Source organism: Paenibacillus sp. GCM10027630, from assembly GCF_042676305.1.
Taxonomy (GTDB): Bacteria; Bacillota; Bacilli; order Paenibacillales; family NBRC-103111; genus Paenibacillus_S.
The window spans coordinates 130065-149502 of record NZ_JBHTGY010000026.1; the positions used below are offsets into that span (position 1 = coordinate 130065).

The following is a 19438-nucleotide window of genomic DNA, read 5'->3' on the forward strand; positions in this document are numbered from 1 at the left end:
CGACAGAGTAAAGGAAGGGGGATACTACTATGAAGCCTAATATACTGCTAATCTCAGTAGATCAGATGCGCGGGGATTGCCTCAGTATATTAAATCATCCAGTAGTGGATACGCCTAATCTGGATCAGTTGGCTCGCAGCGGCGTCTTGTTCCGCAACGCCTATTCTGCGACGCCAAGTTGTATTCCGGCTCGTACGGCGATGCTCACAGGGATGAGTCAGCGCAGTCATGGAAGGGTAGGCTATCAGGATAAGGTTGCATGGGATTATAAGCATACGCTTCCCTCGGTTCTGGTTGAGGCAGGATACCATACTCAATGCGTAGGCAAGATGCACGTATACCCAGCGCGCAACCTGTGCGGTTTTCACAATGTTGTGATGCACGATGGATACCTGCACCACAACCGGATTCGTTCGGCGAATACGGTGACGGAGTCATTCGACAGCTGCGATGATTATTTGCCATGGCTCCGGGAGAGGGCAGGGGCGGATTGTGACCTGCTGGATCTCGGACTGGACTGTAATGCCTCGACGGTAGCCCGCCCGTGGCATTTGCAGGAAGCTTTGCATCCAACCAATTGGGTTGTGACCCAGTCCATTGATTTTCTCCGCCGCCGTGACCCACGGAAGCCTTTTTTCCTAAGCATGTCCTTTGTTAGGCCGCATCCGCCGTTTGATCCGCCGCAGGCATTTTTGGACATGTATACGGACGTTGACATGCCGGACCCTGTCGTTGGGGAATGGGCAGAAGCGGCAGATCCCGACCGCAACGGGCTCAATCCCATAACTAACAGAGGGATCGTACCTCGAAACAGGCTGAGAAGAGCGCAAGCTGCTTATTATGCTCTGATTACACATATCGACCATCAGATTGGAAGGTTTCTACAGTCGATGTTAGAGTATGGTGTGCTTCATAATACAATCATCCTGTTCACCTCGGATCATGGAGAACTTCTGGGTGATCATCATCTGTTTCGTAAAGCATTGCCTTATGAAGGAAGTGCCAAGGTTCCTTTTATACTTGCCGATCCCGGTGGCCTATTAAATTTGCACAAAAATATAGTTAACGATCATGTGATAGAAATTAGAGATATTATGCCGACATTGCTTGATGCTGCAGGGGTGTCTATCCCTAATACCGTTGACGGCCTAAGTCTGCTCCCATTGGCTAGGGGTGAGAGTGTACAGTGGCGTAATGATATTCATGGAGAACATGAGTGTAAAGACATGTCTAATCATTACATGACAGATGGTGTCCAGAAGTATATCTGGTTTTCCCAAACGGGCCGTGAGCAATTGTTTGATCTAAGTCAGGATCCGCAGGAGACAAGGAATCTGGTTGAGGATACGCGATATAAGGTTAATCTGGATAACTGGAGAGGACGGCTCGCGGCAGAATTGGCTGATCGAGAGGAAGGCTATAGCGACGGGAAGCAGTTATTTGTCGGGTGCCATGTGCAAACGGTGCTTAAACGATCATTGGGCGATGCGCCCGGTTGACTTTTTAATGGACTTGGTGTAAAAATAAAGTTAGTTGAATCTCTTTATAAATTCATTGACGAGAACGAGTATGCTAAATCCTTGTCCCCCAGAGAGTTGGCCCTGCGCTGAAAGCCAATGTTCAAGACTTAGCGGAATATCCTCTCCGAGAAGGAAAGCTGAAGCAATTAAGTAAGCTGTCCCGGGATCCCGCCGTTACAAGGGCCGCGTATGATGGTACGCAGCATGAGGAGTCGTTAGATCATATGGATATGATCGTTACGGAATTAGGGTGGTATCGCGAGAGCTAATCTCGTCCCTTATGGGACGGGATTTTTTTGTTTTTTTATTTGAAGAAAGGATGATCAACATGAGAAAAGTGGATGTGAAAGAAAAAGCAAGAACCCGGGAGCTGCGTGTTCTTGAACAATGGAAACAGAATAATACATTCAGCAAATCGATCGAAAACCGCGTGGGCAAGCCAAACTTTGTTTTTTACGAGGGTCCTCCGACTGCAAATGGTAAACCTCATATCGGGCACGTGCTCGGCCGCGTTATTAAAGACTTCATCTGCCGTTACAAAACGATGTCTGGATACCGTGTCGTCCGCAAAGCCGGTTGGGACACGCATGGACTTCCTGTTGAGCTTGGTGTGGAAAAGGAGCTGGGGATCTCCGGTAAACAAGAGATCGAAAAATATGGCGTTGCTGAATTCGTGATGAAATGCAAAAGTAGCGTATTCGAATATGAGAAGCAATGGCGTGAGCTGACCGAAGCAATCGGATATTGGACGGATATGGATAATCCATATATTACGCTAACCAACGGTTATATCGAGAGTGTGTGGCATATTTTGTCCGAAATCCATTCCAAAGGACTGCTGTACAAAGGTCATCGCGTCAGCCCGTACTGTCCGTGCTGCCAAACAACGCTTAGCTCGCATGAGGTGGCACAAGGCTATGAAGATGTGAAGGATTTGAGTGCCACAGTAAAGTTCAAAAGCAAGAACGGAGACGAATCGTTCCTTGCATGGACGACAACTCCATGGACGCTGCCGGCTAATGTGGCGCTAGCTATGAATAAAGATATCGACTACGCCAAAGTTAAACAAAACGGCGAAGTTTATATTGTTGCAATGAATCTTGTTGAAAAACTGTTCAAAGAGGATTACGAAGTTTTATCGACGCATAAGGGAGCCGAGTTTGTAGGTACTTCTTATGAACCTCCTTTTGGATATTTCAGCGTGAACAAAGGACATATCGTTGTAGATGCGGACTATGTCAGTGATTCAAGTGGAACGGGTATCGTCCATATCGCTCCGGCTCATGGGGAGGACGACTATCGTACGGCTCGCCAGCACGAGCTGGATTTCGTTAACGTGGTTAACTTAGCCGGATGTTATACCGATCAAATCACCGATTTTGCGGGACGTTTTGTTAAGGATTGCGATGTCGATATCGTGAAATACTTGTCTGCGCGGGACCTGTTATTCTCTAAGGAACGCTACGAGCATAGCTACCCGTTCTGCTGGCGCTGCAAATCGCCGCTGCTTTATTACGCAATGGAGAGCTGGTTCATCAAAACGACAGCGGTCAAAGACCAGTTGATCGAGAACAACAGTAAAATTGCCTGGTACCCTCCACATCTGCGTGAAGGTCGTTTTGGCAAATTTCTGGAGGAGCTCGTCGATTGGAACATCAGCCGGAACCGTTATTGGGGTACACCGCTTAATGTTTGGGCATGCGAGGATTGTGGTTCCGAATATGCGCCGGGAAGCTACAAGGATTTGCAAGAGAGAGCGATTGAACCGATCGGTGAAAACCTGGAGCTGCATAAGCCTTATGTAGATGAAGTAAAGCTTCGCTGCTCTTGCGGTGGAGTCATGACAAGGACACCGGAAGTGATCGATGTTTGGTTCGACAGCGGATCGATGCCATTTGCACAGTACCATCATCCGAGAGGAAACGAAGAGCTGTTCCACGAGCAGTATCCAGCAGATATGATCTGCGAAGGAATCGACCAAACGAGAGGCTGGTTCTTCAGCCTGCTGGCCGTTTCGACGCTCTATAATGGTCAATTGCCCTATAAAGCGGTGCTGTCGACTGGACATATCCTTGATGAAAATGGGCAAAAGATGTCCAAGAGCAAAGGAAATGTTATCGATCCTTGGGAGATCATTGAGGAGCTGGGGACAGATGCATTCCGTTGGGCTTTGCTGGCTGATAGCGCACCTTGGAACAGCAAGCGGTTCTCCAAGCAAATCGTAGCTGAAGCAAAATCGAAAGTAATCGATACGATTAACAATACACATGCTTTTTACGCGTTGTATGCAACGATTGATCAATATAAGCCTGAAGAGCATCCGCGGCTGGATTCTGCGAACTTATTGGATCGCTGGATTTTGTCGAGAGTGAACAGCACTTTGCAAAATGTTGTCACTGGACTTGAGGTCAACGATTTCTTGAATCCTGCGAAGCAGATCGAAGCGTTCATTGAAGAGCTGAGCAACTGGTACATCCGCCGCTCACGTGACCGTTTCTGGGGCAGCGAAATGACTTCGGATAAAGTAGCAGCGTACCAGACATTGCGCGAAGTGCTGCTGACGCTTGCACGAATGATTGCGCCATATGCGCCGCTAATTGCGGATGATCTGTACAATAACCTCGGAGGCGAGGGAAGTGTGCATCTCGCGGACTATCCTTTGGTGAACGATGCTGCCATTGATAGAGCACTTGAGAGCGACATGGAAACGGCAAGGCAGATTGTTGAGCTCGCGCGCAATATCAGGAATGAAACCAGCATCAAGAACCGTCAACCGCTGTCAGAGCTGGTTGTTTCGCTTACGCGGGATTTCAATCTAGGTCAGTTCGAGGATATCATCAAAGATGAGATTAATGTTAAAGAGATCCGTGTGGAACAAAGCGACAGCGGCTTCGCTCAATACAGCTTGAAGCTGAATCTTAAGGTTGCAGGCAAAAAATACGGTAAATTCGTAGGTCCGGTGCAAAGCCAGCTGAAGCAATTATCTGCTTCCGCCTCCAAACAAGCGGTGGATAGCGGCTTCCTGGATTTAACGATTGATGGAGAAGCGCTTCACATCACTCTTGATGAGCTGCTTGTTGAGAAACAAGCCAAAGAGGGCTTTACTTCCGCATCGGGTTATCAAATGATTGTGGCTCTGAACACAGCAATTACCGAGGAGCTGGAGCAGGAGGGTCTTGTTCGCGAGGTCATTCGGGTCATTCAGGATTACCGTAAAAAGCTGGAGCTTCCGATAGAGAAGCGTGTTGACCTCGTTCTCGATGTCGATTCGCAGCTGAAAACGGCATTGGAGCGTTTCGATCATGTTCTGCAGGATAGTGTACTGTTAGCGAGTGTACGCTACGCTGAAGCAGAGGGTATGGAAACTATAGCAATTGGAGATAGAACGCTTCGGTTGTTTATTGAGTCTTAATTAATTTGTACAAAAGAACCTTCAAACCACATAAGGGTGGTATTGAAGGTTTTTTTTCATACTATCAGACTTTACAATAGGGGAAGTCTCTCTCTTGCTGGGGGGAGGGGGGGCAGTATGAACATTTTCTTCTTTCGTATGCTATGTCTTTGGATCCATTCTAACATGAATTCCGTTGATTTACGGAACGTCGATCCTTTATTTTTTGAAAGCCCATCCTATTTCATGATGTAGCGGAACTACGATGCGTTATTGCGACTTTTAATAGACTGAAATGACCTATTTACAACAAATAAGAGATCTTAGTTCCGTTTCACTTGAATAATAGCGTTAAAACAAGGAAATAGCGCACCTCACTTCCCTTTATCCTTCTAAGCGAGTGATTGGCAGCGTTATAGGAGATGAAGACACGCCATCGTAGGATTCGACCGACCTACCACCATGCAACGCCAAAACGCGCCAACTTTGAAGGTACATATGGAATACTACAACAGGGAGTATGGCTATGAATACCGGATCGAAGAGCGGATAGGAAGCAAGGAAGTAACGCAAAACACAAAGTAGAATAAAAGAGGGTATGGGTGTGGGGTGGAGGAGCGACAGCGCCCGCCCTGGTCGTCACCTCCCGTGACTGCTCGGGTATGCAATCTACCTTTGAAGATCGTATTCCCACCGCTGCAAGCCTACAATTCGAAGGAACACGAGCTTCAACAGCGGCCGGAATCCCACACTCATCCCTCCCCGCGCACACACGTATGAGTTTGCACATAAAAGGACCGTGAATTTCTGACGGTTTTTTTCTTATAATAGCATCCCGATGGAAAATAGTACCTGGCATGGATATGCGGCTTTTTATGCGCTGCAGCGCTGCATGTGGTACTATCACGATGAGGCGGATTCGCCAGGTTTAAGGAGGCTGCTATGGAAACGGTATATCGTAACGAAGTACTTATCATTGAAGATGACGACAACATAAGACGTTTTGTAACTATTAATTTGGAAAGAAACGGATTTAAAGTCTCTGAGGCTGCTTTGGGCAGAGAGGCTTTGTGCATTATCGACTTAAACCGGCCTGATGTTATCGTACTTGATCTCATGCTTCCGGATATGGACGGATTTGAAATTTGCAGGAAGCTCAGGGAAAGCGATCCCGACATTGTCATTATTATTGTAACGGCACGAGGCCAGGATATGGATAAAATAAAAGGTCTGGGGCTTGGAGCCGACGATTATATCGTAAAGCCGTTTAATCCTTTGGAGCTTGTAGCCCGAATCCGGACGGTGCTGCGTCGCACTCAGCATGTGGAGAAACGGCAAAGAAAGGTGCTTCAATCCGGTCCGATCCGTATAGATCTGGATTCGAATAAATTGTTTAAACATGACTGTTTAATAGAAGTAACACCCAAGGAATACCAGCTGGTCAAAGTATTTGTAGAAAACCCGGATCAGGCGTTATCGAGGAATGAATTGCTAAACCTTGTGTGGGGTGAGGATTTCGTTGGCGATACTAAAACGGTGGATGTCCATGTCCGCAAACTAAGGGAGAAGCTTGAAGACGACAGCTCCAACCCGCTGCTGATCGAAACCGTCTGGGGCCTGGGATACCGTTGGAGAAAGGACGATTGAATTGCTTGGAATCCAAAAAAGATTAGTCGGCAGCTACCTTATAGTTATTTTGATCACGGTGTTGATCTTGGAATTGTTTCTTATCTTTTTCGTCAGGTACTATTATTATCACAATATAGAACGGATTATGATGAATCAGGCGGAGCTGTCCGCTACTTTTTTTAATCAATATTTTGCAGACGAGGATTTGGAGAAGCAGTCGGAAAGGTTATTAAAAGGATTTTCGCAGCATTCCACCGCGCAAGTCCAGATTATCGGTACATCCGGGGAGATTCTTCAAGACTCTTCAGGAAAGCGCATGGATGCGCATGCAGCCGATTATCAGGATGTGCAGGAAGCATTCAGCGGCAATACAGGCTCCTGGAGAGGGTATGATCCCCGCACGCATGAAGCCATTCTGGCTGTATCTTATCCGCTGAAGGCAGACCAAACTATTGTAGGGATTGTCCGTTTCATTACCTCTTTAACGGATACGAACACAACCATCAATCAAATTTCGGCCATTTTCATCGCTGTGGGCCTTGTTGTTGTAGTAATCGTCGCCGTTCTCGGCATCGTTGTTTCAAGAACAATTACAGGCCCGATCAGGGAGCTTAAGCTGGCGGCCGAAAAGATGGCGGAAGGCGACTTTACAGTGACCGCAAGGAAACGGTATCAGGACGAGCTTGGGACATTAGCTGATATTTTAACAATGATGGCCGCTACAATCCGGCGCAACGAGCGACTTAAAAATGATTTTATTTCATCGGTCTCCCACGAGCTTAGAACCCCGCTGACTTCTATTAAAGGCTGGACGATAACGCTGAAATCAAGCTCCGAGGACGGAAAGGTCGATCTCATTGAAGGGCTGGATATCATCGAGGCCGAAAGCGACAGGCTGACACGGCTTGTGGATGAGCTGCTTGATTTTTCCAAAATGGATAATGGGCGATTGATGCTAAGCTGTGCCCCACTTCAGATTGGGGAGCTGCTTCAACATATCGGCAAGCAATTAGCTCCCAGAGCTGCACGTCAGGGCATTTCTCTGAAAGTGAGTTCAGATGCGCCCCTCCCTCTCCTTCAAGCTGATGAAAACCGATTGAAGCAGGTATTCATTAATTTGGTCGATAACTCGCTTAAATTTACTGAACCCGGAGGAGCTATCAAGATCCATGCCCGCCCGACTCATGAGCAGATCATTATAACCGTCGAGGATACAGGATCAGGTATTGCGGAGCAGGATTTGGAGCATGTTTTCCAAAAGTTTTACAAGGGAAGCAGCCATACTGCGGGAAGCGGTATTGGTCTGTCTATATCTGAGCAAATTATTAAGCTGCATGGCGGGCAATTGAGAATAGACAGCCGTGTTGGAAAGGGAACAACAGTCGAAATTAGTTTGCCATATGAGTCTTGGAGCTAAATTTAACTTTTTCATAACCCTTTCTACTTCTTAACCTTATAAAATAAAATCAGGATCGTGACAAGAGAGGCGAAACGAATGATCAGCAAACCGCTCAGGGTAGGAATGATCTTAACGGTGTTATGGATAACAACCGGGTGCGGTATGCCAGCTACTCCTATCGATTTGATCAAGCCCCCCTCCTCGGAAGGAAGCTTCCCGAAGGGCAATTTACGCGCCACTCTTCTAGCCTTGCTCCCTGATGGAGCGCGTTTGCTTACTCCAAACCATGGCGATGAGAACCAAGTCGCTTCATTCGGAGACGTGGACGGTGACGGGGTCGATGAAGCTGTGATCGTGTATGAGGAAAGCTCGCTTGACGAAAAAATGATTAAAGCTTCGCTGTTGAAGCAGCAGAATGCGGTATGGAGGATCGTTGGCGACGCCAAAGGTCTTGGTTACGGAGTCGATTATGTTCGTCTGGCTGATCTTAATGGGGACGGTACTTCCGAAATTATGCTGGGATGGTCTCTGGGAGCAGGAGGCACTGGAATGGACATCTATGAATGGAAAAATAACGCATTAAAGCTATGGGGCAAACAAGGGTACGATAATCCTCTCCAATTGGAAATAATCCCGGGTCAAGCGGGTAACTAGCAGGATCAGCCTAAGAGAGGACCGGCAGTAGAGCGCCCAAGCCATTCTGTGACGCTGCTTTCAGGAGGTACTTCACAAATATGAATGGCAATGGCAAAAGAGGGCAATTGGATTTTTTATTGCTTATCGTTACGGTGCTGCTAGTCGGCTTTGGTCTAGTCATGATCTTTAGCGCCAGCTCGCCTTTGGCTATATATAAATACAACATACCTTCGTATTACGTTTATAAGCAAAGCCTATTTGCAATCATTGGATTAGCTTCCATGTTTTTGTTTATAGGCATACCCTATCCGTTCTGGCAAAAAACCGCGCCTTACCTGTTGCTAATTTCGCTGCTGCTGCTCATCCTCGTATTAATTGTCGGAACATCCGTCAACGGAGCGAGGAGATGGTTTATGGTGAGCGGCCTCACTCTCCAACCGGCTGAATTCACGAAACTATCGATCATTATCTACTTGTCCGCGCTCATTAGCAAGAAAGGCGACAAGACCCGTCTGTTCAAGAGAGGCTTGCTGCCCATTCTGATCGTAGTCGGGCTCATCTTCCTGCTGATCATGCTGCAGCCGGATTTTGGTACCGTACTGATCCTGCTATTTATAGTAGGAACGATTATATTGATTGGCGGTTTTAATTGGCGCCACCTGTTCATGCTCGGTTTGGGGCTAGTTCCGCTGTTCATTTATTTGGCTGTCAGCAAAAGCTATCGATTGAAACGGATCACCTCGTATATGAATCCTTTCGATAATCCTTCCGATTCCGGCTATCAGCTGGTACAGTCGCTCTATGCCTTGGGACATGGCGGGCTTACGGGCGCAGGGCTCGGAGGAAGTGTGCAGAAATTTTTATATTTACCGGAGGCGCATACGGATTTTATTTTTGCCGTGATTGGTGAGGAATGGGGATTTGTAGGATGCGGGCTGTTTATCCTGGTCTTTATTCTCTTTATATGGCGGGGATGCTTGGCAGCAGTCCGATGTCATGAGCTATTTGGCGTTCTGCTCGCGATGGGCATCGTTGCGATGATCTCCATCCAAGCTCTGCTTAATCTTGGGGCCGTTACCGGCAGCTTGCCTATTACGGGCGTGCCTCTTCCTTTTATAAGCTATGGCGGTTCTTCATTAATTCTTTGCATGGCCAGCACCGGTATGTTATTAAGCATTTCCCGGGACCAAAGGCAATGACATCAGCTGGCATCATGGGATTAGTCTAGCCCAGCATAAAAAATAATCTACTTAAACATGGGTGAAGGAGCGCAAGTTAATGTTAACGGAAATCGACTATCGAATATTTCAATTTATCAATCTAACAGCCGGTAAAGACAGCTTCATCTACCTGCTGATGCGTTTTTTTGCGGAGCAGGCCGTCTATCTATTCGTTCTCTGCTTGCTGATGTATGGATTAACTCGTTCGGAGCGAAATCGACTGATGGTTCTGGAAACGATCGTGGCATCCGGCGCAGCGTTTGGCGTCAGCAAATTATGCGGCATTTTCTTTTTCCGGGAACGTCCGTTTGTCGCACATGATGTTATCCAATTGATTGCTCATCATGCTACGGCTTCTTTTCCGAGCAATCATGCAACCGGCACATTCGTTATCGCGGCAGTTCTTCTGCTGTACCGCAAGCCTATAGGATGGGTTTTGTTCCTGTTAGCATGCTGTGTGTCGTTCTCCAGAGTATGGGTCGGAGTCCACTACCCGCTGGATATAGTGGGCGGCATGATCAATGGCATTTTGTGCGCGATTGTCATTCGTATTGTTGTAAGCAAATGGGCTTGGGCCCAGCATATGCTGCTCTCGATTGTTCGCTTGTATGAACGGATCGAACAGCGGATACTTACACGCATAGGCAAGAGCCCGCGGCAGCTAACCAAATAAGGCGGCGCTTCTACTAGAGGTTTTCTTATAATATCAGACTTGATAAGTTTTCAGTGAAGCTGAACAAGTCTGATATTGCAAGAAAAGCTACAGCTAAGCCACGAATGCAGCTTCATCGAAAGGTCTTCGAACCGAAGCTTTCTTATAATATCAGACTTGATAAGTTTTCAGCGAAGCTGAACAAGTCTGATATTGCAAGAAAAGCTACAGCTAAGCCACGAATGTATCATCATCGAGGGGTCTTCGAACCGAAGCTTTCTTATAATATCAGACTTAATAATTTTTAAGCGAAGCTGAACAAGTCGGATATTGCAAGAAAAGCTACAGCTTAGCCACGAATGTATCATCATCGAAGGGTCTTCGAACCGAAGCTTTTTTTATACAGAAAGTTTAAGTGCTTATAGCAATAAAGTGGAAATACCCTGTCTAATGTTGCGTAAGTCATGGATCGTGAACGGATGTTCGAAGGTTGCTTTCTTTGTAAAGGACATACAGGATTACTGTTACGTCTGCCGAAAGAAAACCGTTAGATGGAAATACTCCCGTTAATCCAGCCTGGATATCGTTTGAAAGCAATCTAACTGGAAAAACTCCTGCTAATCTAGGTAATAGGGATGATATCTGCCAAAATCCTTAGAATTAGCAGGAGAAATTCCAGTTATTGGGCTAGGAAGGCTATGTTTTGGGGAAAATAACGTGACAATTTCCTGATAATTGCGTGCGTGGGGTTCAATAGGCTGCCATGCCATGCTGTAAACCTAACCCCGAATCCCTATACCCGCGATTAGCACACGTTGGAAAGCATGCTCATCTCTACTATTCGCTCTTATATATCGTAATACTTACCAACAGATCAGACAATTGTGGCGTGCTGGACATTTAGGGAAAGCAGTTGAGCGCACTTCCAATTATTTCATAATGCATCATTCTATCACGAGGGAGTAGACCCGAATGATCCCTATTAATGAAATGAAACATATACTGGCTCAATCTGATATGGCTTCACTGATAGCCTATGTTGAAACGTTCCAGCCGTATGATTTGGCCAACTGTGTAGAAAGACTCGAACCGATGGAACAGCTTCAGCTTTTAGGATTATTGCCCCCAGATCGGTCTGCTCCGATATTGGAATATTTGGAGCCTGTGCTGCAATATCGAATATTGAATCAACTGGAGGAGACCCAAACATCGCTGGTATTGAATGAAATGTCTAGCGATGTGGTTGTCGACATGATGTTGGCTTTGCATCGCCATCAGGCGGACAGGTTGCTGGAGCTTCTTCCGGAGACTTACCGGCGAAAGCTTCAGACGTTAATGACCTTTCCGGAACATACGGCAGGCAGCTTGGCAACCATCGATTACATCGCAGCACGCTGCACGTGGACTATTGAGAGAACGTTGCAGCATATCCGAAAAATCGGGCATGAGGCCGAAATCACGTCCTATGTCTATGTCACCGGAAATAAAGGTGAGCTTGTAGGTGTAGTTTCGTTGAAAAATATTATTTTGGCGGAGCCCAAAACGGAAATATCGGAAATTGTAACCGGGGATGTAATTTCAGTACCAGCGTCTATGGAGCAGGAGGAAGCAGCGGAGCTTTTATTCCGATACGATTTGGTTGCCCTCCCTGTAATCGATGCGAAAAAACGATTAATTGGTGTAATTACAGTTGATGACCTGATTGATGTCATGCAGGAGGAAGCAACGGAGGATATTCAAAAGCTGGGCGGCAGCCAACCGTTAACGGACACTTATTTCAAATCCTCTGTGTTTCATCTATACAGGAAACGAATTATTTGGCTATTGATTTTATTTGTGGCAGAAACGTATACGGGGACTGTGCTAAGGCACTATGAAGAGACGTTGTCCGAGGTCATAGCACTATCGTTCTTCATTCCATTGCTGATCGGTACCGGAGGAAACACAGGAACCCAAACCGTATCTACGCTCGTACGGGCGCTTGCTGTCGGCGAAGTGAAGTTCAGCGATATTTTCAAGGTTATCCGAAAAGAAGTTTCGACGGGCCTCATGACAGGGGCCACAATTTCATTGATAGCCTATATTCGAGCCTTGATTCTTGGGGTTGAATCGAATATTGGACTTGTTGTCGGCATAACAGCTATGGCCATCGTCATTTGGGCGTCCTTTGTCGCAGCAGTCCTACCTTTAATCCTGCACAAGCTGAAAGCGGACCCTGCAGTTATCTCTGGGCCTTTTATCACCACATTGGTGGATGGTACCGGACTTATTATTTATTTCACGATCGCCAAAGTATTACTTCATTTATAGTGTTATATGCAAGCCGACTATAGTTTCCGAGCTGTAGATCTTGGACTGTAGCTTGCTGTGTCGGCCTCAACAACTCTCCTTGGCTTACACCCGTGGGGAGTTTTATTTTGCCAAAAATATTTCTTGAAATAAACGCGTTAGAGCGGAGTTGAATATATTGCTTAGTAAGCTCAAACAACTGGATATGCCGATTCTGTTCATTTTAAGCATTTTTTTAGTACTCAGCACCGTTGTCATTTACAGCGCAACCTTTGAAACCAGTTATGAAGGCCTGTATAAAAACAATCTCATCACATTCGGAGTTTTGTTTATTCCCATGATCGGATTGAGCTTATTGGATTATCGTGTTATCATCCACCGATTTTCTTATATTTTATATGGCTTAGGTATTTTACTGCTGCTTCTCGTTTCCTTTAAAGGTATGCAAATTAACGGTGCTCAGCGCTGGCTTTCATTAGGCGGGATGGTATTTCAACCATCGGAGATCATGAAGCTATTCCTTATTATGGCTTTGGCCAAATGGCTGAAAAACCGTGACGGGCTGCCGATTCGAATATGGCATGAATTGATTCCCGCGGCGCTCTTGGTAGGCATTCCCTTTTACATGGTGCTAAAGCAGCCTGATTTGGGTACCTCGATCGTATTATTATGCATTTTCATCGGGATATTATGGATTGGAAACATGCAGTGGAAGCACATTCTCATAGGCACTTTAGGTGCAGCTTCAGCAATTGCAGGAATTGTTTTTCTTTATTTCTACGATTTTGAGCTGTTTTCCGCAATTGTTAAGCCTCACCAACTGCAGCGTATTCAAACGTTTCTTGATCCTCTGTCTGATCCGGATCGAAGCTGGCATGTCGTTAATTCCATCCGAGCCATCGGCACAGGACAATTAAGCGGAGAGGGCTATCTTAACGGGTTGTTTATTCGTAGAGGCTTTATACCGTACAGCTACGCGGATTCCATATTTGTCGTGATAGGGGAGGAATTCGGATTTTTAGGCTGTGCTGTTTTGCTGATGATTTATTTTCTGCTTATTTACCGGATGGTTCGGATTTCCATAGATACTCAGGACATAGAAGGCAGGTATTTAATTGTCGGTGTAATTTCGATGTTTTCGCTGCAAATATTTGAAAATATCGCGATGCATATCGGCCTCATGCCATTGACGGGGATCGCGCTGCCTTTCGTCAGCTATGGAGGCAGTTCGCTGTTGACGAACATGCTGGCGGTAGGGTTGGTTTTGAGTGTCAAGCTGCATCCACGTTGAAAAAAAGAACGGCTCCGTCGCAATTGCTTGCGAACAGAGCCGTTCTTTTATTTAATTAAAAAAACGTCAATAGCTGTTTCTTGATCTCTTCGTTGGTTCCATCAACTACGATTTGGTTTTGCGGTTTATCGAACAGAGCTTGAATTTGCTCCGGATAAGTCTGGCTAATATTGCGCAGCCGGATAGACTCGTCGAACTTGGCCGGGTGAGCTGTCGAAAGTGCGACCGTTACTTCTCCGTCAGCTGCAAGCTTGTCGGATGCTGCTACACCGCAGGCGGTATGGGGATCCAGCAGGTAGCCATACTTCTCGTGATATTCCTGGATTGTGTTCAGGCAATCCTCATTATCCACACTGTAAGCGGAGAAGTCAGCTTGCACACGCTTCAACAATTGTTCTGGAATGACGATGCGTCCTTCTGCCTTGAACTGTGCCATGAGAGAAGTGACAGTAGCCGCGTCTCCTCCATACAGATAGAACAAGTAACGCTCGAAGTTGCTTGCCACTTGAATGTCCATGGACGGACTGTACGTACCACGGAAATCCCCAGGTTGATACAAGCCTTCGTTTACGAAACGCGCCAGGATGTTGTTCTCGTTCGTCGCCAATATGAGCTTGTGAATGGGAAGACCCATTTGCTGAGCCAGGTAACCGGCAAAAATATCGCCGAAGTTGCCTGTCGGTACGCTGAAGCTGATCTTCTCGGCTTGTCCTTTGTTGGCCAGCTGGAAGTAAGCATAGAAGTAGTACACGGTCTGTGCGAGAATCCGGGCAATATTGATTGAGTTAATGGCGCGCAGATGGTACTGATGCTTGAAGTCTACATCAGCGAACAATTCTTTAATAATACGCTGGCAGTCATCGAAGGTGCCTTCGACAGAGAGGTTAAGCACATTAGTGTCACTGACTGTCGTCATTTGAAGCTCCTGCACCTTACTCACCTTCTGGTGGGGATGTAAAATGCAAATGCGGATTCCTTCTTTGCCGCGTACGCCCTCTATCGCTGAAGCTCCGGTGTCGCCTGAAGTTGCTCCGAGGATATGGATGATGGAATTATTTTTACGGGAGATGTAAGAATACAGATTGCCTAGAAATTGCAGCGCTACATCCTTGAAGGCAAATGTGGGGCCATGAAACAGCTCCAACACGTACAGACCTTCATTAATCTGGTGCACTGGCGTTACATCCTCGTGCCGGAATGTTGAATAGCTATCATCAACCAGCTTCTTCAGATCCGCCCGCGGAATCTCATTATTTACAAATAAGGAGAAAACCTCAAGAGCAAGCTCCTGATAAGAGAGCTGCTGCCATTGTTTAAGGGTTTCTTCCGACAGCTGAGGCAGCTGCTCAGGTACAAGCAATCCTCCGTCATCGGCAAGTCCCATCAAAATTGCGTCAATAAAGCCAGTAGGGGCTACCTGTCCCCGTGTGCTGATATATTTCATTGTATGCTCTCCTTGTGTCCAATTGAATTAGTTCCATTGTAACAAATTTGGAGGCTAGTGGTCGACCCCAAACTTGACGCGGTATTTATCTTGGAGAAGTTATCGATCGGAAGGATAGTACAATATTTGAAAAACAGTGAAAAAGAAAGAAATCGCAAGAAATTCATAGCCAATCATTTTCTGAAAAACTTAGCATTCCATATCCTGTAAGAAGCTTTCGTCCTAGCTAAAAGGATTAAATCAACCGGAACAGCGTTTGACTATAGAACATCAGTTCTATAAAGTTTTGAGGTGAGCGCTCAAGCTTTTATGGCCATACGAGTTCATTCATCCATAGGAAAAAAGGTGATCCTTCATTGTCAATTTTTATGGAAGCCCGCGTAACCGATGATTCTGAGGTAAGGGAAGAAGTATTCGCCCATTTAGCGGAATTATTCAGCTTGCGAATTTATAGTTATGTCCCCAATTTCTTAGGTTTACATAATATGAAGTGGATTGTAACAACCAATGCCGGGGAGCTGTTCGTAAAATGTTACCACCCTAAGCGGTATCAACTGACCGATTCCGATCGCCGTGCCAAAATTGGACGTTCGCTATCGTTTCAGCATGTGCTGCACAACCAGGCGGGTGTGTGTCCCGGATTGTGGAGCCGGGATGGAGAGTACATTTTTCAATCCCCATCGGGTCATTGCTATGTGGTCATGCAGCATGTTGCGGGCCGTCCGCTTCAAGCTGGCTTGGTGGACACAGAGACCATGCATAAGCTGGGGAAGGCTGCCGGCCGAATGCATGTCATACTATCAAGCTATCCGGCAGAGGGCGAGAGTTGGGCACCGTCAATGACGACAATGATAGATAAATGGCGAATCAATCTGGAGAAAGCATTAGAGAAGAGCACTCAGAACGAGAAAGCTGTCCGCGCTATCAAAAGGCAAGGAATGCTGCTGTCGAGCCTGGATTTATCAATGTTTAGCGAGCTTGAACACGGTTGGGCGCATTGGGACTTATGGGTCGATAATATGCTGATCGGCGAAGATTGTGAAGTTCGTTTCGTTGATTTCGATACCGTCCAGTTCGGCTATCCGGAAATCGACATTGCACGGTTGCTGCTGTCCTGCGCTTTGCACAAGGGGGAGCTTCGTATGGAACCTGCTGCCGCCTTTCTTGCGGGTTACAGGGAGGAACGGCTTTTTCCGAGAGGTCGGCTGCCGCTAGCCTTGAAGCTTGTATGGTGCCGTGAGGCTCACTGGTGGCTAAAGGTCGACATGGACGATTATAATACGCCCCCCAAAAGGTTTGCTGAGGAAATGATATGGTTGACCGACCATTGGCATGATCTTGAAGAAGGGTTTGGACAGTTGTAGCCTTGTAGCCCCGAATGGACGAAAATGGAAAAAACAACAGATCACCTAAAAACAACCGCTACCTCATTCAAGTGGACTTGTAGGATAATTACAGTACATTTGCATGAGGAGGCATAGTATAGTGAAAAAATGGAATCGGGCTTTATTACCGCTATGTATTGTAATCGCTTTCTCGACTGCCCCGACTGGGGCTTCTGCTGAGACAGCGGAAGTTAAAGTATCTACTGTGGATGAAATCACTGCTGCAATGAAGAAAGCGCAGCCTGGCGACACGATTGTTATGAAGAACGGCGTTTGGAAGGATGCCGCTGTTGTTGTAACAGGAGAAGGAAAAGAAAATAAGCCTATTACATTGCGCGCTGAAACTCCTGGTCAAGTATGGTTGACCGGTTCCTCTACATTAAATATTGGAGGGTCTTACCTGACAGTCGATGGCTTGGTATTTAAAAGCGGGGGAGATATCGATGATTCGGGCGTTATAGAATTCAAGGTTGGTGACATTGAAGCTTCACACTCCCGCCTTACCAATATTCAGATGATCGATTATAATCCATCAAGTAATGAAACGAATACCAAATGGGTAGGCATATACGGTGACCATAACCGTGTGGATCATTCTTACTTCAAGGGCAAGAAGAATATTGGCGCAACTATGGTAGTATGGAGAGAGAAGGTAGGCGAGAACTACCATCAGATCGATCATAACTATTTTGCTGGACGTCCTATTCTGAGAGATGATAAAGGACAGGTTGTGAGCAACGAAGCGGAGACGCTGCGAATCGGCACGAGTACGCATTCCCTTACGGATTCGTACACTACGGTTGAGGCTAACCTGTTCGAGAATAACGATGGCGAGATTGAGATGATGTCCGTGAAATCGGGCAAAAACGTGATCCGCGGCAATACGTTTTTGAACAATGCGGCTACCGTTACGCTTCGTCACGGCAATGGCTCGCATATTGAGAATAACTTCTTCCTCGCTAATGGGAAAACGAATGCCGGCGCAATTCGTGTTATCGGTGAGGATCATGTCATAGCTAACAATTACATAAGCGGTATTGTTGGTTCTAACGTAACTCGGGGAGCCATCACAATGACCAATGGCATCCCGAATTCAGATCTGAATAAATATTTCCAAGTGAAGAACGTTACTATCGCCAATAACACGTTGGTTAATAATGAAAACAACATTATTGTAGGCGACAAGAAAAGCGCCACTAATTCACTGGCGCCAGCAGGTGCCGTGCTTGCAAATAATCTTGTAGCAGCAAGCGGGAAAAGTACGTTGCCGTTAATCAAGGTGCTTGATGATACCGCCGAGCTTAAGTATGAAGGCAATTTCATGTATGGCGCTGAGCTCGGTATCGATCCGGTAGCAGGCATAACTGTACAGGATCCGAAGCTTGCTCTGGGAGCAGATGGAATTTATCGGACTACCCCGCAAAGCCCTGCTATAAAAGCATGGAGCAGTGAGTCCCAAGCACCAGTAATCAACGAGCCTTTGAAGCCGAAGGATGTTGGGCCTGAATGGTTGAAGGGAGTCGAATACGGCAAAATATACTTGGAAGCGAACGGCAAAGCGGTTGCTTTGGAAAAGGAGCCATTCATAGCCTCAGAGCGCACAATGGTACCGGTCAGCGTCATCCAACAGACGTTGGGCGCGGAGATTAAAGGTGATGCTAAATCCTCGGAAATTACCATAAGCCGCAAAGGAAAGACGATAGTGCTGAAGATAGCGGACATTCCAGAGGCAGAGGCGCAAGTGAAGCAAGGAACGGTATTCGTTCCGGTTCGGAAGGTAGCGGAATCGTTGGCTGCGAAGGTAGAATGGAATTCCGACTACAAGCAAATTGCCAATCTGATCACAATCACTCCGTAATTATTGTGTAATCTGAATAATCCGTAATTCTATGCTTAACGCGCCCCTCGATTGCCCGCCCCAAACTCTATCATTTGGATCTTTTATACAAGTACAGCGAGCAGCTCGCCCTACCAGGGCGGGCTGCTTTACTTTAACACATAAGACTTCGATGCCTCTTACGCGACACCACTGATGAATGAAAGTGCTTTACAGCGCTAAAGTAAGGATACTCTTTCTAATTTTACTTTAATGTTGCTTTGGTGATGGCGCGAGAACAGATGGTTAAAGGTTACTTTCATTCTAAAGGAAACCAGGATTTTCGGACGGCTGCCGAAAGAAAGACTATAGATGGAAATCCTCCCGTTAATCCAGCCTGAATTTCGTTTGAAAGCAATCTAACTGGAAAAACTCCTGCTAATAGAGGCGATAAGGATGATATCAGTCAAAATCCTTAAAATTAGCATGAGAAATTCCAGTTATAGGGCTTGGGACGCTATTTTTCGAGAATATAACGTGACAATTTCCTTGTAATTGCGTGAGGTTCGCCAGGAGGCTGTCATGCCATGCTGTAAACGAACCCAGAACCCGGAACCCGCGATTAGCACGCGTTGGAAAGCGACCTCATATCTGCATTTCGCTGAGAATACCCAAGAATGGCTGTCCCAATAGGGTAAGCCCTAGTGAGTGAATGAATTCCATAGAATGTGCAAAAGTACCTTTAATTCCATAATGGAATTGAGGG

General features: G+C 46.3%; 12 protein-coding genes and 1 other annotated feature. Of the genes, 11 read left to right on the forward strand and 1 reads right to left on the reverse strand.

The features are described from left to right. Positions 1-29: 29 nt before the first annotated feature. The 9 genes from ACFQ0C_RS12330 (at position 30) to ACFQ0C_RS12370 (ending at position 14027) form a co-directional block, all read left to right on the forward strand. Positions 30-1499: an arylsulfatase gene (locus ACFQ0C_RS12330; RefSeq protein WP_379367117.1), complete on the forward strand. Its 1470-nt coding sequence runs from the start codon at positions 30-32 to the stop codon at positions 1497-1499. A gap of 46 nt (positions 1500-1545) precedes the next feature. Further along, positions 1546-1802: a binding site (T-box leader), on the forward strand. 46 nt (positions 1803-1848) lie between these two features. Further along, positions 1849-4932: an isoleucine--tRNA ligase gene (gene ileS, locus ACFQ0C_RS12335; RefSeq protein ID WP_379367119.1), complete on the forward strand. Its 3084-nt coding sequence runs from the start codon at positions 1849-1851 to the stop codon at positions 4930-4932. A gap of 921 nt (positions 4933-5853) precedes the next feature. Next, positions 5854-6558, forward strand: coding sequence for a response regulator transcription factor (locus ACFQ0C_RS12340; RefSeq protein WP_379367121.1), 705 nt, complete (start codon positions 5854-5856; stop codon positions 6556-6558). Between the two features lies 1 nt (position 6559). Then, positions 6560-7957 carry a sensor histidine kinase gene (locus ACFQ0C_RS12345; RefSeq protein ID WP_379367124.1) on the forward strand — a complete coding sequence of 466 codons (1398 nt, stop codon included), beginning with the start codon at positions 6560-6562 and terminating at the stop codon, positions 7955-7957. A gap of 78 nt (positions 7958-8035) precedes the next feature. Then, positions 8036-8593 carry a hypothetical protein gene (locus tag ACFQ0C_RS12350; protein ID WP_379367126.1) on the forward strand — a complete coding sequence of 186 codons (558 nt, stop codon included), beginning with the start codon at positions 8036-8038 and terminating at the stop codon, positions 8591-8593. Between the two features lie 80 nt (positions 8594-8673). After that, a complete protein-coding gene (ftsW, locus tag ACFQ0C_RS12355; protein ID WP_379367128.1) occupies positions 8674-9774 on the forward strand; it encodes a putative lipid II flippase FtsW in 1101 nt (366 codons plus the stop codon). A 79-nt stretch (positions 9775-9853) separates the two neighbouring features. Continuing rightward, positions 9854-10468 (forward strand): undecaprenyl-diphosphatase, encoded by a 615-nt coding sequence (locus ACFQ0C_RS12360; protein WP_379367130.1) that lies wholly within the window; start codon positions 9854-9856, stop codon positions 10466-10468. Positions 10469-11419: 951 nt separating this feature from the next. Continuing rightward, a complete protein-coding gene (mgtE, locus tag ACFQ0C_RS12365; RefSeq protein ID WP_379367132.1) occupies positions 11420-12757 on the forward strand; it encodes a magnesium transporter in 1338 nt (445 codons plus the stop codon). Positions 12758-12914: 157 nt separating this feature from the next. Then, a complete protein-coding gene (locus tag ACFQ0C_RS12370; RefSeq protein ID WP_379367134.1) occupies positions 12915-14027 on the forward strand; it encodes an FtsW/RodA/SpoVE family cell cycle protein in 1113 nt (370 codons plus the stop codon). Positions 14028-14082: 55 nt separating this feature from the next. On the opposite strand, the gene thrC is transcribed toward ACFQ0C_RS12370, so the two are convergent. Beyond that, positions 14083-15471 carry a threonine synthase gene (gene thrC / locus ACFQ0C_RS12375; protein ID WP_258215951.1) on the reverse strand — a complete coding sequence of 463 codons (1389 nt, stop codon included), beginning with the start codon at positions 15469-15471 and terminating at the stop codon, positions 14083-14085. Positions 15472-15827: 356 nt separating this feature from the next. On the opposite strand from thrC, the gene ACFQ0C_RS12380 reads away from it, so the two are divergent. Continuing rightward, positions 15828-16835: a phosphotransferase enzyme family protein gene (locus tag ACFQ0C_RS12380; protein ID WP_379367137.1), complete on the forward strand. Its 1008-nt coding sequence runs from the start codon at positions 15828-15830 to the stop codon at positions 16833-16835. Positions 16836-16956: 121 nt separating this feature from the next. Continuing rightward, the gene (locus ACFQ0C_RS12385) at positions 16957-18714 is read left to right on the forward strand and encodes a chondroitinase-B domain-containing protein (protein WP_379367139.1); all 1758 of its coding nucleotides are present in this window, start codon (positions 16957-16959) and stop codon (positions 18712-18714) included. Positions 18715-19438: the final 724 nt, after the last annotated feature.